The sequence below is a fragment of the Ruegeria sp. BHSA118 genome (assembly GCF_059613405.1).
Map to the genome: position 1 here is coordinate 102,561 of NZ_JBXWSM010000002.1, position 13,636 is coordinate 116,196.

General features: G+C 58.6%; 17 protein-coding genes. 8 read left to right on the forward strand and 9 right to left on the reverse strand.

Annotated features, from left to right (window positions below; all coding sequences use genetic code 11):
• The first annotated feature begins 1 nt into the window (after position 1).
• The 5 genes from AC2FNN_RS01295 to AC2FNN_RS01315 all read left to right on the forward strand — a co-directional run bounded on the left by AC2FNN_RS01295 (position 2) and on the right by AC2FNN_RS01315 (position 4,467).
• Entirely contained in the window at positions 2-1,123 is a 1,122-nt protein-coding gene (locus AC2FNN_RS01295; RefSeq protein WP_496756038.1) for a DNA polymerase III subunit delta', read from the forward strand.
• Positions 1,120-1,926 carry a TatD family hydrolase gene (locus tag AC2FNN_RS01300; RefSeq protein WP_496756040.1) on the forward strand — a complete coding sequence of 269 codons (807 nt, stop codon included), beginning with the start codon at positions 1,120-1,122 and terminating at the stop codon, positions 1,924-1,926. The genes AC2FNN_RS01295 and AC2FNN_RS01300 overlap by 4 nt, the downstream gene beginning before the upstream one ends.
• Positions 1,923-2,720, forward strand: a complete 798-nt coding sequence (locus AC2FNN_RS01305; protein WP_496756042.1) for an MBL fold metallo-hydrolase — start codon at positions 1,923-1,925, stop codon at positions 2,718-2,720. Before AC2FNN_RS01300 ends, AC2FNN_RS01305 begins: the two co-directional genes overlap by 4 nt.
• A 54-nt stretch (positions 2,721-2,774) precedes the next feature.
• Positions 2,775-3,707, forward strand: a complete 933-nt coding sequence (locus AC2FNN_RS01310) for an AEC family transporter (RefSeq protein ID WP_496756044.1) — start codon at positions 2,775-2,777, stop codon at positions 3,705-3,707.
• Between the two features lie 61 nt (positions 3,708-3,768).
• A complete protein-coding gene (locus AC2FNN_RS01315; protein WP_496756046.1) occupies positions 3,769-4,467 on the forward strand; it encodes a CbiX/SirB N-terminal domain-containing protein in 699 nt (232 codons plus the stop codon).
• A gap of 37 nt (positions 4,468-4,504) precedes the next feature.
• On the opposite strand, the gene AC2FNN_RS01320 is transcribed toward AC2FNN_RS01315, so the two are convergent.
• The 5 genes from AC2FNN_RS01320 to AC2FNN_RS01340 all read right to left on the reverse strand — a co-directional run bounded on the left by AC2FNN_RS01320 (position 4,505) and on the right by AC2FNN_RS01340 (position 8,879).
• The gene (locus AC2FNN_RS01320; RefSeq protein WP_496756047.1) at positions 4,505-5,497 is read right to left on the reverse strand and encodes a diguanylate cyclase domain-containing protein; all 993 of its coding nucleotides are present in this window, start codon (positions 5,495-5,497) and stop codon (positions 4,505-4,507) included.
• Positions 5,494-6,081: a heme NO-binding domain-containing protein gene (locus tag AC2FNN_RS01325; RefSeq protein WP_496756049.1), complete on the reverse strand. Its 588-nt coding sequence runs from the start codon at positions 6,079-6,081 to the stop codon at positions 5,494-5,496. Before AC2FNN_RS01325 ends, AC2FNN_RS01320 begins: the two co-directional genes overlap by 4 nt.
• Positions 6,082-6,199: 118 nt before the next feature.
• On the reverse strand, positions 6,200-7,759 hold the full coding sequence (locus tag AC2FNN_RS01330) for a trimethylamine methyltransferase family protein (protein ID WP_496756051.1): 1,560 nt from the start codon (positions 7,757-7,759) through the stop codon (positions 6,200-6,202).
• Between the two features lie 118 nt (positions 7,760-7,877).
• On the reverse strand, positions 7,878-8,570 hold the full coding sequence (locus AC2FNN_RS01335; protein ID WP_496756053.1) for an HAD family hydrolase: 693 nt from the start codon (positions 8,568-8,570) through the stop codon (positions 7,878-7,880).
• Between the two features lie 24 nt (positions 8,571-8,594).
• A complete protein-coding gene (locus AC2FNN_RS01340) occupies positions 8,595-8,879 on the reverse strand; it encodes a DUF3572 domain-containing protein (RefSeq protein WP_496756055.1) in 285 nt (94 codons plus the stop codon).
• 88 nt (positions 8,880-8,967) lie between these two features.
• On the opposite strand from AC2FNN_RS01340, the gene AC2FNN_RS01345 reads away from it, so the two are divergent.
• A complete protein-coding gene (locus AC2FNN_RS01345) occupies positions 8,968-10,368 on the forward strand; it encodes a diguanylate cyclase (protein WP_496756056.1) in 1,401 nt (466 codons plus the stop codon).
• A gap of 5 nt (positions 10,369-10,373) precedes the next feature.
• On the opposite strand, the gene AC2FNN_RS01350 is transcribed toward AC2FNN_RS01345, so the two are convergent.
• From AC2FNN_RS01350 to AC2FNN_RS01365, 4 genes are read right to left on the reverse strand one after another with little or no spacing between them, the layout of a single operon-like run.
• Complete coding sequence (locus AC2FNN_RS01350) at positions 10,374-10,847, reverse strand: periplasmic heavy metal sensor (RefSeq protein WP_496756058.1); 474 nt, start codon at positions 10,845-10,847, stop codon at positions 10,374-10,376.
• Positions 10,844-11,197, reverse strand: a complete 354-nt coding sequence (locus AC2FNN_RS01355; protein WP_496756060.1) for a hypothetical protein — start codon at positions 11,195-11,197, stop codon at positions 10,844-10,846. The genes AC2FNN_RS01350 and AC2FNN_RS01355 overlap by 4 nt, the downstream gene beginning before the upstream one ends.
• Positions 11,187-11,804, reverse strand: a complete 618-nt coding sequence (locus AC2FNN_RS01360; RefSeq protein ID WP_496756061.1) for an RNA polymerase sigma factor — start codon at positions 11,802-11,804, stop codon at positions 11,187-11,189. Before AC2FNN_RS01360 ends, AC2FNN_RS01355 begins: the two co-directional genes overlap by 11 nt.
• Positions 11,805-11,810: 6 nt before the next feature.
• Entirely contained in the window at positions 11,811-12,281 is a 471-nt protein-coding gene (locus tag AC2FNN_RS01365) for an EF-hand domain-containing protein (protein ID WP_496756063.1), read from the reverse strand.
• 221 nt (positions 12,282-12,502) lie between these two features.
• On the opposite strand from AC2FNN_RS01365, the gene AC2FNN_RS01370 reads away from it, so the two are divergent.
• Both AC2FNN_RS01370 and AC2FNN_RS01375 read left to right on the forward strand, forming a co-directional pair.
• The gene (locus AC2FNN_RS01370) at positions 12,503-12,901 is read left to right on the forward strand and encodes a DUF983 domain-containing protein (RefSeq protein ID WP_496756065.1); all 399 of its coding nucleotides are present in this window, start codon (positions 12,503-12,505) and stop codon (positions 12,899-12,901) included.
• Positions 12,902-12,926: 25 nt separating this feature from the next.
• Positions 12,927-13,628: an NUDIX hydrolase gene (locus AC2FNN_RS01375; protein WP_496756067.1), complete on the forward strand. Its 702-nt coding sequence runs from the start codon at positions 12,927-12,929 to the stop codon at positions 13,626-13,628.
• The last annotated feature ends 8 nt before the right edge of the window (positions 13,629-13,636 follow it).

Below are 13,636 nucleotides of genomic sequence, written 5' to 3' on the forward strand. Positions count from 1 at the left end.
GATGAGCGACGATATCCCTTCTTCGGATCAGGTGCCGGGCGCACCACATCCGCGCGAAACCGGTCGGCTTTTTGGCCAAGACGCGGCTGAACAGGCATTTCTGACCGCCTACACATCGGACCGTTTGCATCACGGTTGGCTGGTGACTGGGCCACGTGGTGTCGGCAAGGCGACCCTCGCCTGGCGAATTGCACGGTTTCTGCTTGCCACTCCGCCGGCCGAGGATGGCGGGTTGTTCGGCGCGCCGCCTCCGCCCGAAACGCTCGATATCGATCCCGACCACCCGGTGGCCCATCGCATTCAGGCCGGGGCAGAACCGGGTTTGGCGGCGATAACCCGGTCGCTGAACGATCAGGGACGGATGCGCGGTGAGATCGTCGTGGATGACATCCGCAAGCTCGGGAAATTTTTTGGCCTGTCCTCTGCGGACGGCGGCCGCCGCGTCGTGATCGTGGATTCAGCAGACGAAATGAACGTCAGCGCCGCCAACGCGTTGCTGAAAATGCTGGAAGAGCCGCCTGCCCGTACCACCCTTTTGCTGGTATCGCATCAACCCTCACGCCTGTTGCCAACCATCCGTTCACGCTGTCGCACGCTGCGCCTCGGCCCGCTGAACGCGCAAGACATGCAAGCCGCCCTGTCACACACGGAAACCGAAATTCCCGCGCAGACAGAACACCTTGCCGCGCTTGCCGCGGGTTCAGTCGGAGACGCAGTGCGTTTGATCAATCTGGGTGGTCTGGACATCTATGCCGAACTGATCGCCATTCTGGGCACCCTGCCCCGCATGGATCGCCAGCGCGCGCTGGCCCTGGCCGAAGCGGCAGCACAGCGCGGCGCGGCGGACCGGTTCGAACTTTTGCTTACCCTGATCGACATCGCTTTGTCACGGCTGGCCCTCACCGGGGCAACGGGTACGCCCCCGCTTCCTGAAGCCGCCCCCAACGAGGGTGAAACGCTGGCGCGTCTGTCAGCATCGCCAAATCAAGCCCGTCGCTGGGCCGAGGTCGCCGCAACGATCACAGCCCGAGCGCGACATGGTCAGGCAGTCAACCTTGACCCTGCCGCTCTGGTCCTAGATACGGTGTTCAAGATACAGGAAACTGCCGGTCAGAACAGATGAGCGACACCCCCCAGATTACCGACAGCCATTGCCATCTGGACTTCCCGGATTTCGAAGGCCAGTTGGACGACATCGTCGCGCGTGCTGCCCAGGCTGGCGTGACCCGGATGGTGACGATCTGCACCAAACTGTGCAACGAACCCGCCGTCCGTGCGATTGCCGAAGCCCACGCGCCGGTCTTCTATGCCGCAGGCACGCACCCGATGAGCGCCGCGGACGAGCCATTGGCCTCGGTCGACGATCTGGTCGCCCTGACACAGCATCCGAAATTCGTCGGTATCGGTGAAACCGGCTTGGACTATCACTATACCGCCGACAGTGCCGAAGTGCAGAAACAGTCACTGCGCATCCATATCGAAGCGGCCCAGCGCACCGGGTTGCCCCTGATCATTCACGCCCGCGCAGCTGATGAAGATATGGCCCGCATTCTGGCCGAAGAATATCGCAACGCACCCTATTCCTGCGTCATGCACTGCTTCTCATCCTCAGCTGAACTGGCCAAGGCTGCGCTGGAGCTGGGGTTTTATCTGTCCATGTCCGGCATAGCCGCCTTTCCTAAAAGTCAGGAATTGCGAGACATTTTCGCAAGCGCACCGGTGGATCGCATTTTGGTGGAAACCGACGCGCCCTATCTGGCCCCGCCGCCGTACCGCGGCAAACGCAACGAACCAGCCTATACCGCGCACACGGCGCGTAAGGGGGCTGAAATCTTTGGCATGGACTATGCCGCCTTTGCTGACCAGACACAGGCAAACTTCGACCGGCTGTTTACCAAAGCGGCATCATACAAGGCCGCCGCATGACCGGCTTCCGATTTACAATTCTGGGTTGCGGGTCCTCTGGCGGCGTGCCGCGGCTGGGCGGTCAGTGGGGCGATTGTGACCCTGCGAACCCCAAGAACATCCGGCGCCGCTGTTCGATGCTGGTCGAACGCGACGGGCCGGATGGGACAACCTCGGTTCTGATCGACACCACGCCGGATATGCGCAGCCAGTTGCTGGATACAGGTACAGGGCGGTTGGACGGGGTCGTCTATACGCACTCCCACGCAGATCATGTGCATGGAATCGATGATTTGCGCATGATCGTGTTCAACATGAAAACCCGTGTTCCCGTTTGGGCGGATGGCGACACACAGAACGCCTTGTTGGGGCGGTTTGGATACGCGTTCATTCAGCCGGAAGGCTCTCCTTATCCTCCGATACTCGAGCTCAAGTCTATCGACGGCCCATTTGAAATCGACGGCCCCGGCGGCCCGATTCCGTTTCGTCCTTTCAAAGTCAATCACGGTTCAATCGATTCCCTTGGGTTCCGCATTGGGCAACTCGCCTATCTTCCGGATGTCGCCGAGATCTACGACGACGCCTGGCCCGAGATGAAAGGGCTGGACTGCCTTGTCATCGATGCCCTGCGCCGTTCACCTCATCCAACACATGCGCATCTGGAAAAGACGCTTGGGTGGATCGAAAAGCTGCAACCGAAGCGCGCGGTTCTGACCAACATGCATATCGATCTCGACTATGCGACCGTCGATGCGGAAACCCCCGACCACATCACCCCCGCCTTCGACGGGATGGTGATTCATCAGGCGCAGTAGGCCGCTGCCCGTCGCCCGCAAGATATCGCAGCAGGCCCGTCGCACGGGGGTCACATGCTGCAAAGCCTGATCGACGTCATTCTTCCGGTTTTCCTTGTAATCGGGGCCGGGTATACGGCAACCCGCACGGGGTACTTCAAAGAAGCGCATGTCGATGGGCTGATGAAATTCACCCAAGGCTTTGCGATTCCCTGCCTTTTGTTCCTGGCCATCGCGCATCTGGACCTCAGCGCCAGTTTCGACCCCCGGCTTTTGGCCAGTTTCTATTCCGCTGCCGCCCTGTGTTTCACAGCAGGTCTGTTCGGCGCGCGCATCATCTTCGGGCGCGATTGGGAGGATTGCGTCGCCATCGGGTTTTGTTGCCTGTTCTCAAACTCTGTCCTGTTGGGTTTGCCGATAACCGAACGCGCATATGGGCCCGAGAACCTGACGGGCAACTACGCGATCATCGCCTTCCATTCTCCGTTTTGTTACGGCGTTGGGATCACGGTGATGGAGGTCGTGCGAAATCGCGGTCATGGTGGCATCCGCATGGCACGGTCTGTTTTGTCTGCAATGTTCAAGAATGCACTGATCCTTGGTATCGCCCTTGGGTTTCTGGTCAACCTGTCCGGCCTGGCGATCCCTGCCGTGGTCGACGAAGCGCTGGGGTTGATCACCCGTGCTGCCCTGCCCGGGGCGTTGTTTGCCCTGGGCGGTGTGCTGGTCAAATACAAACCCGAGGGCGACCTGCGCACCATTGCTTATGTCTGCTGTATCTCTTTGATGCTGCATCCCAGCCTGGTGTGGGTGTTCGGCAAATCCACGGGCCTGCCGCAGGATCTGTTTCGGTCGGGGGTTTTGAATGCCGCCATGGCTCCGGGTTTCAACGCCTATATCTTCGCCAACATGTATGGTCGCGCTAAACGGGTCGCAGCGTCGGCGGTACTTATCGGAACAGCCTCGTCCATTCTGACCGTCTGGCTATGGCTGACACTTCTGGGCTAACTGTGGTGTTGACTTCAGGTTGACGTGAAACACCTATCGCGCAACGCAGCAGGAGATCCGAATGTCACATGCCATAATTGTCGCTCATGGCCAACCGTCAGACCCGGAACCGGCCGAAGCTGCACTTGCGGCATTCGCCGCCGAGGTCGACGCGCTGACCCGGCATGTGTCGGTGCATTCGGCCACTCTGGCCGCGCCGGGCGCGTTAGAGGCGACGCTGGACCGCGCGCCCGAGAAATCGGTCATCTATCCACTTTTCATGGCAAAAGGGTGGTTTGTCACCAGCGCGCTACCCAAACGGCTTGGGCACCATCCGGCACGGATATTGGACCCGCTTGGAATTGACCCGGACCTGCCGGCCCTGACTGCAGAGGCCTTGCGATCGGAATTATCCGACAAACACTGGGCCGCTCGGTCCACCGATCTGGTCATTGCCGCGCATGGTTCCGGGCGCAGCCGGAACCCGTCGGCCGTGGCGTTCCAGTTTGCGAAACAGCTTGCGGGATTGGTTGCGTTCAAATCCGTTCGCGTCGGTTTCGTCGAAGAGCCACCTTCCATATCAGACGCTGCAAACGGCACCGAAGATCAGGCACTGTGCCTTCCGTTCTTTGCCTGTGCCGGAGGGCATGTGCAGGAAGACGTCCCGCAAGAGCTGGATCGCGCGGGGTTTTCAGGCGTGGTCCTACCGGTGGTGGGAGAGCTGCCACCGATCCGGCAGCAGATTGCCAAAAAGATAAATGCGGCATTCGATTCAGCCTGAAGCCCCGATATGTTGCCCATCGTGTTTCTGAACGAATTCAGGTTTGCGCCTTGCTCAACGCTGAATACATGCGATGGCAAGACCGGCCGTCGCGTTTGGCCTGATAAAGGGCCAAGTCTGCTGCGTGAAGAATGTCGGCGGCGTTGGGGCAGTCGAACTGCGTGGACAGGGCGGTGCCAATACTGGCCGAGATCGAGCAACTCTGATTTTGAAACGTCATCGGTTCATTCAACCTTGATATCAGACGCCCAGCAATGCAGGCCAGAGTATCCTCTCGAGTCAGATCTTTGAAAACAATGACGAATTCATCCCCGCCGACCCGGGCCACGGTGTCGTTGCTTCGTGTCTCCTGCTGCATGATGCGGGCGGCCTGCTGCAAGACGAAATCACCCGCCGCATGGCCCAGCTTGTCATTTACAGATTTGAAAAAATCCAGATCCAGATGCATGAGCGCGAAGGTGGAATTTCCCGAGATCAAATGCTCGAGCAAGTGATCCATCGCCCTTCGGTTCTTCAGTCCGGTCAATGTGTCGGTAAAGGCCTGCTCTTCGGCTGCAAGCATCGCACCCTGTAGCCGAAGGTTGAGAGAGCGGGATGCCTCCATCGCGGCGGATTTGGCTTCGACCAGATACAACAGCTCAATCGCCAGATCCGTGCCCGAGAAATCCGCACTTGTCAGCGCATAGTCCCGCACCGCATCCAAAATCGAGATACCAAATGACAGATTGATGACCGCACCACCGGAATGCGGCAAGGGAGCGACCAGGCCTTTGAGGGTTGTGCGGGGTTCATAATGAAACCTCAGATGCAGCTTCGCCCCCGCCATTGACATCAGGGCGGGAATGGTGGTGATCGTTCTGGGGCGGATCAGTTCAAACACATCCAGAAACCCCTGCCCCACCAGCGGCAGTTCAGGTCGCAACTTTTGCAGGGTCGGACCTGCTTGCTGAATATGCCCGTTTTGGTTCACTAACAGGAACATCGGGCAAATCGTTTCCAGCAGACCTGCCAGTTCTTGGGTATCTGTCATCCGTTCCGAGCCCCCAGATCAAAATGCCGCCCCTCAGCAAAAGCGCTTTCAACCAACATGATGGAAATGACATCACTGTCTTGCTGCTGCCCTTCGTGTGACAGCATCACCAGCGCACCATAGTCATCCGCCATTGCGCGCAGGACCCCAACCATGACATTGGAATAGCCGGGCAGACCCGGGAAACAACTCAGCTGAAATTCCGTGGCTGACAGCTCTCTCAATTCCAGGGCCGGCAGGGTCAAATCAGACACGGCGAGCCGCACGCGGTCCGCCAGATCGTCGAGCGAGTGAAGAAATTCCACGTAGCTGACACCGCCAAACCTGAGAAGGCGGCGCAGCCCTTCCATATTCGGATGAGACACGAGATACGTTCCCAGGTCCTCAAAGACTTCGGCTTGCGGCCGATCGAGGTCTGCGCCCAGCGCCTCCATTACCTTGGACGTCATGTCATCGTCATAGACGAGCATGGCTTCAAACTCGACAAACCCCAGCCGTGCGGCTTCGGTCACGCGCAACCAGCAGGATCGCCCGTAGGTCGCACAGACAAAGGACTGTATCGCCCGATTGATCAGACCATGCATCAGATGCCCCAGTTTGGTGTCCTGTGCACTGTGGCCGGAAAAACCTTAACAAATAGCCAAAATCCACCCTGAGTTGCAGCGAATTCAACCGAGTATCAGATCTATACCACCTGTCCGGTCAGAAATCCGTGGGCGCGCCTCCTTCCGCTTTGCGGCGTTCGACAAAAGCGGCCAGTTCCTCGCGAATGCCTTCATCGATCGGGGGGGCTTCAAAGCTCGAGATGATCTCTTTGAACATGTGATGCGCGCGTTCTGCCGTCCAGATACCGCCGGCGGCCTCCCATCCTTCATAGTTTTTCCAATCACTCAAGAAGGGTTGATAGAAGGCCGTGGTATAGCGATCCTGCGTATGCTGAATGCCAAAGAAATGGCCGTCATTACCAACTGCCCTGATTGCATCCAGTGCAATCTCGTCCGGTCCTGTGGCGGTCAACTCGGGGTTCATATAGCGTTGAATTTGCTGTAGGATTTCGCAATCCATGATGAACTTTTCCGGGCTGGCGATCAGACCGCCCTCAAGCCAACCGGCTGCGTGGTAGACCATATTGGTGCCCGATTGCACGGCCGCCCAAAGCGAGTTCGAAGTCTCCCACACTGACTGCCCGTCCGGCACATTTGCCGCACAAACACCCGAAGACCGCATGGGCAAACCATAGAACCGCGCCATCTGGCCGGTCATCTGGGTCGAACGCATGTATTCCGGTGTTCCAAAGGCCGGCGCGCCGGATTTCATATCCACATTCGACGTGAATGTACCGATCACACAGGGAATACCGGGGCGCACGTATTGGAACAGCGCAATGGCACACAGCGCCTCGGCCAACGACTGCGCCACGGCGCCCGCCATGGTTACGGGGGCCATCGCACCCGCCAGCGTAAAGGGCGTGACAACAATCGCCTGACCACGCCGCGCCAGGCGCAGACACCCGTCGATCATCGGGTGATCGTGTTTCAGCGGCGAGGTCGAGTTGATATTGGTATACATGCGCGGCGCGGCCTCGAACTCCTCGTCGCTCAAACCGCCTGCGATGCGCACCATTTCCATGACATCTTCGACGCGTTCTTTGCCCAGTGAATAGGCGTGCATGGCCTTGTCGGTCAGGGTCAGCTTGTCGTACAGCACATCCAGATGGCGAACGCTGGCGTGGATATCGACCGGCTCGACCGGGTATCCGCCGGCGAAATGGATGCAGTTGAAGTATTGCGTCAGCTTCAGAAGGTTCCGGCACATCTCGCGATTGCCCGGTACTTTTTTCCCGATCTCCATGTCCCAGTAATTCGGCGGGGAAGAGACGTTGCCGAACAGGATGTTCTTCCCCCCGATTTCGATCTTGCGATCCGGATTGCGAGGGGTGATCGAAAACCGGCTGGGAGCCTTGGCGATCATCTCCATGACAAAGTCCCGCCCCATGCGGACATTGTCGCCGTCGATGGTGCAACCGGCTTCGCGCAGGATGCCTATTGCCTCTTCGTTGTAAAACTCGATTCCGATCTCTTCGAGGATGCGCATCGCCCCTTCATGGATCGCTTCGATGCCGGCCTGACCCAAAGGTTCTGTAGGTCGATCGATATTGACCGGCGGATCCCAGGGCATCTGGTCAATCGCTGCACTGCCCCTGCGCGCAGCCGCCCCTGCACGCCCTCCTCCGCGGCGCTTGCGTGTCTTGGTCTCGGCCATCGGTGCCTCCTGTTCTTGCTTTCGTCAAGCAAGCCCCGAAGAGACGCCTATGGCCGCTCCGTCTGCGACAGATTATGTCGGTTTTTCATTCCGTATTGTCGAATCCCGGATTAGAAAATCAAATTTTGGCCAACCATTCGGGAATATGCCCGATATCCGGCAAAATCACATCCGCCATCGGCGCCAATGCATCGGCCTCGGCCAAACCGGTCAAAACACCGATCGTGGTCATCCCCGCCGCGCGCCCGGCCTGCAAGTCATGAAGACTGTCGCCCACCATCGCGATACGAGATGGCTCGACCCCGATATGGGCGGCAAAGGCAAGCAACTGGCCCGGTCCCGGCTTGAACCCGTGACCACTGTCATACCCTGCGACGAAATCGAAATGCCCCCTTATCCCGACAGATTCGAGATGCTGCAAAGCGGGATGTTCACTGTCATTCGTCGCAACGCCCAGCTTTATACCAGCGTTTTGCAGACCTTCCAGGAACGGAACCAATGGAACGGCGGGCACCTGCGGGGCCGAGGCGGCCTCGGAGTTCATCAAATCGATGATCTCCTGCAAGGTCACGCCATCGACATGGGCAATCAGAACCTCTGCGATTTCCTCGACCGTGGCGGCGATTACAATGCTGTCTTCGGTATATCTCCCTTGCTCGAAATCATATCCGATGACACGGCCAAGCTCGGTCGCGCGATCTTCGTCCCCGTTGGACAGGCGCAACAGCATGGAGCGTCCGAACCCTCCCCACGTATTTGCAAAGTCAAACAGCGTGCCATCTTTGTCAAAGATGATCGCATCTATCGGCATCCGGTGCTCCTGCGGAAAATATGGTTATGTCCAGTGTATCTCAGCGCCGCCTGACAATACCGCCCTTGCCTGGGCGGGAAGATCATAGGCGAGTGAATTGGCGTCACAAAACGCCATGACCCACGAATCGTCAAGCACCAGAAAATCAAGAACCGACGCCAGAAACTCGGGATCGCTTGCCCGATCGCGCACATCCTCGATCGATGCGCCCGTGGAGCCCAGAAAGACAGGCAAAAGCGCGTCGTTGCTGACCAGCCAGGCCAGGGCCGTCAGCGCAAGAGTTTCGGCGGAATCAGAGGATATCGGCATAAACTTGGGTCAGATCCAGTCTTGGAAAGGGTTTGTTAACCAGAGTCATAAACACTTTGTTCACGCATGCAATCAACGGTGAACAACTATGTCTGTGCAGGGAACTATCCTTGTCCTCGACGGGGTATCGACCAATCGCATCATGCTGAAGGTACAGCTGACGGCGGCCTGGTATCACGTGGTGCAGGGTGAAAAGCTTGAAGGTTTGCCCGCACTCGTGCGGCGTACGCAACCGGATCTGGTTCTGACGGCCCAGACGTTGCCGGATGGAACGGCTGCGGATGTGAAGAAGGCGATTGTGAAGGAACCCGGCCTTGACGACGTTCCGGTCGTGGCGATTGCCGCGCAAAATGACCGGGACGCCCGGCTGCGGGCGTTGAAGGACGGGCTGGATGATGTGTTGACGCACCCGTTCAAAGACACCTTATTGTTGGCGCGCATTCGCAGCCTTTTGCGTGCCCGTGCGGCCACTCAGGATTTGCAGGTCAGCAACGGATCGCAACCGATTGGCTTCGCAGAGCCGGCCCAACCGATAATCAGACCATCCAAGGCGGCGCAGGTTGATATTCTGACCCACACAGCCCGAACCGGCGCGCTTTGGCAAAAGGCCCTTGAAGATCAACGTCAATTTGATTTGAACTGGCATCTTCAGTCAAACCTGCGGGGTGTTTTGTCCGGCTCTATTCCTGATGCGATCGTGGTTGAGCTGGGCGCGAACCCGTCTGGTCTGAATATCCTTGCCGACCTGAGATCACGCGGCGTGACCCGGCACACAGTTTTGATCGGGGTGCTGAAAGACGAAGACGCAGGACAGGCTTCGGAAGCTCTGGACCGAGGGGCCGATGCTGTCTGTCTGGGTGGGTTCTGCGCGCAAGAAATCCTGCTGCGGCTTGAAAACCAGATCGCCCGCAAAGCGCGACTGGATCAGATGCGGGTCTCTCTCAAAAGAGGCATCGCGGAATCCTGGATCGACCCGTTGACCGGGCTGCACAATCGCCGCTACGCCATGCGCGCGCTGGATCAGATCGCGCGCCAATCCGCCAGAACGGGGCGCAGTTTTGCGATCATGCTGGCCGATCTGGATCACTTCAAGGCAATCAATGATGGCCATGGTCATGCAAGCGGCGATTACGTTTTGATGCAAGCGGCGGAACGTATGCAACATGCCTTGGGATCCCGTGGCTTTGTCGCCCGCATCGGGGGGGAAGAGTTCATGATCGGCGTGCCCGATGTATCGCCCCAAAGGGCGTTGAACCTGGCCGAAACCGTTTGTGACAGCATCTGCCAGTCCCCGTTCCTGTTACCGGACCATGGGGCACAAGTTGAAGTGACGGTCAGTATCGGGTTGAAGTTGTCTCAGGCCGGTTTCGCCCGGCAAGACTGTACGGCCGAAAGCGTGGAAAACCTGATCAAATCCGCGGATAAAGCGCTTTATGCTGCGAAGAAAGCAGGGCGCAATCAGGTGAGTATCAGGCAAAGTGCCGCCTGATCTGTTCAGTCTCTTTTCTTGTGCCCATGCGGCCCGCGTTTGACGACCTCCTGCAAACGGTCTGCATAGGCCTGCCGCTCATCATCGCTCATGGCGGTCACACGGGTCAGCCATTGCGTTTGCAAGGCCTGCTGCAAATCGGCGCTGGCCAGTGCTTGTTGTTGCAACAGAACCTGAACGGCGACCGGGTCGAAGGGCATTGCGCGCAAAGCCTGACTGAGCGCTTCAAAATCCTGAGCACGACCCTTGGACCCTTTCTTGTGCAGGCCCGCCAGCTCGCCCCGCATCGCCTTCCGATCATCCTTGGGCAAGGCCCGGTACAACGCGGGGCCGAAGCCAGGCGGTGATTTGGCATGATCCCCGCCTTTGAGGCGCAACACCGTTCCAACAGCGACACCGACAACCAGCAGGTTCAGCGCCAGTGACAGGGCCAGGACGACAGGAACCCATCTGCGTTTGGGCTTGGGATCAGCGTTCATTCTGTGCTCTCCAGAAAACTCGAGTCAAATCCAAGGTCGGCTACGAGAAAGGGTGTCTCCTCTGACGCCAGCAGGTTGGCCGGGTCCGGCAGAAAGGCTGGTGCGGAAAACCCGATCCAGACACCGGCAGCGCTTGCGGCGACAAGCCCGCCAAGGCCCTGCCATCCCCCTACATTGCTTATCAACCTGTGCCATATCGAAGGCATCGGTTGCGGCGCAGGCGCAAGGCGACCGAGGCGAACAGATTCAGCATCCGTCTGGATTCGCACGGCAAGATCGTCCGGCAGTGCCGGTCGTTGCAGTCGTGCCTGTGCAAACAATTGATCCAGTTCCAGGTCTTCATCCGCCATTGTCATACCCCAGTTCTTCGCGCCGTCCGGCCAGGATCGCGGTCAGGCTGCGCTTGCCTCTTGCGGTCAGGCTTTCAACTGCTTCTACCGAAATGCCCATTATTCCGGCAATCTCGGGGTTGGGCAGCTCTTCAATATGGCGCAGCACGACCGCTTGCCGCTGCCGCTCGGGCAGTTCAGCCAAAGCCGACTGCAAGGCATCCTTGCGTGCCTCATCCTGCATGCGGTCAACCACGCTGGCCTTGCCATCTTCGGGTTCGGGAACGTCCGACAACCTGTCCGGTGCCTTCTTGCGCCTTATGTCCACGCACAGGTTCAGCGTCACCCGATACAGCCAGGTCGAAACCTTGGCCTGACCCGAAACCCAATTCGGTGCCATCTGCCATAACCGCATCATCGCATCCTGCGTCACGTCTTCCGCCTCGGCCCGATTGCCCAACATGCGCAAAGCAACCGAGTAACAGCGAGGCCCCAAACGATCGGTCAGGATCCGTGCCGCACCCGCCTCGCCGTCGGCGAATTGCCTCAGCAACGCATCGTCGCTGAGTGTGTTCGCGGCGCAATCCGCACCGCGAACATCTTGTGGGTGGGAGGTCAGATCCTCCATCCTGCATCAGTTATCGCTTGCACCCGATTTTTGATGCTTTTTCTTATGGTGCCGTCCCATTCGATCTTTGGCATCGGCAAATTCCTGTTCCGAGATTCCGCCACTGTTGTCCGCATCCATCCGATCAAACATCTTGTCAGCCCGGCGCGGTTTCGGCAACTCATCCTGGCTGAGGAAGCCATCTTTGTTCGCATCGTTGTTTTCGAACATCCTGGAAACCCGGTCACTGGCTTTCTTCTGGGCGGCAGCCTGCATTTCTTCCTGGCTCAGCTTTCCATCCCCATTGGTGTCCGCCTCGGTGAAACGAGCGGTGCGGTGCGCCTCCATCTCTTGTTGCGTCACCTGACCATCGCCATTGGCGTCCAGTTCCTGAAAGGACACCGGCTCGCGGCCACCCGGGCCAGCGGCCAGAACAGAAGTACCGGTAATCGCAACCGCCGACATAACAATGGCCGAGATGAATGTAACGTTTTTCATTTCCGTTTCCTTTTGTTGACGCGGCCCGAGTGCCGCCGCTCATACCCATTCAAACGGGCCGCGCCAGGATTTCCGTCGCTGAAGTCGACATTATTTTTTGAAAGGTTCGGGACCGACCCCAAGCCGACGTGCCGGGCAGACGTTGCAAAGCGACGCACCCCCCTTTTAAATTTTCACGATCAGGCCCATTATCCGCAAAAGATTACTGCGCGAGTTACATTATGACGGATCAGACGATCGAGACGACCTCTGAAGATGAGCGTGAGACATGGCCCGCCCTGGTCAAGGGGTTTCGCTGCAAATGCCCCAACTGCGGGGAAGGCAAGCTGTTGCACAGCTATCTCAAGGTCAATGACTCCTGCTCGAACTGCGGGCAGGAATTGTTTCACCATCGCGCAGATGATGGGCCCGCTTACCTGACAATCCTGCTGGTCGGCCATCTGCTGGCGCCCGCTCTGCACGTGTCCTATGTGCATTGGCGGCCCGATCCGTGGACCATGGCCATCGGCTTTTCCGTCGCCTGCGTCGCCCTGTCCCTGTACCTGTTGCCACGCCTGAAAGGTGCGGTGGTGGCGTATCAGTGGGCACGCCGCATGCATGGCTTTGGGAATACCGCGTGACCCGAGCCAGTTGACCAATTTGGACATGACACCCGACAAAACCGCCATCCGGGACGCAGCGACAATTATCGTGCTGCGGGACAGATGGACAACCCCCTCGATCCTTATGGGGCAACGCGGGTCCAAAGCGGCCTTCATGCCGAACAAGTTCGTCTTTCCCGGTGGCGCGGTTGATCCGGCTGACGCGGATGTTCACTTGGCAACGAATTTGCCGGATTTGTGCTTTGAACGTTTGGGCGAACAGGCCGAGCCGGGGATTCAGCGCGCCCTCGCTGCTGCTGCCATACGCGAGCTTTGGGAAGAAACCGGTCTTGTTCTCGGCCAGCCGGGCACATGGCCCGGTCATGTACCTGACGATTGGCATAGCTTTGCGGCGTTGGGATACCTGCCAACTGCGGCTGCGCTTCAGTTCGTCTTTCGCGCAGTAACTCCACCGGGCCGTCCCCGCCGGTTCGATGCGCGGTTCTTTCTGGTCGATGCCCAAGCCCTGCAAGGTGACGTGGATGATTTCAGTCACGCCTCGGATGAACTGTCGCACCTGCAATGGGTGCCACTGGATCGGGCACGGGATCTGGATCTGCCGTTTATCACCGAGGTCGTTCTGGCGGAAATAGCGGCCCGGGTTACGTCCCCCGAGCCGCCATCGTCGGTTCCATTCTACAAAAACAACGAAGAAGCCAACCTGTTCCTGCGTCTCAGGGGCTATCCGATGCCAACCCACGACTGACGGATCGG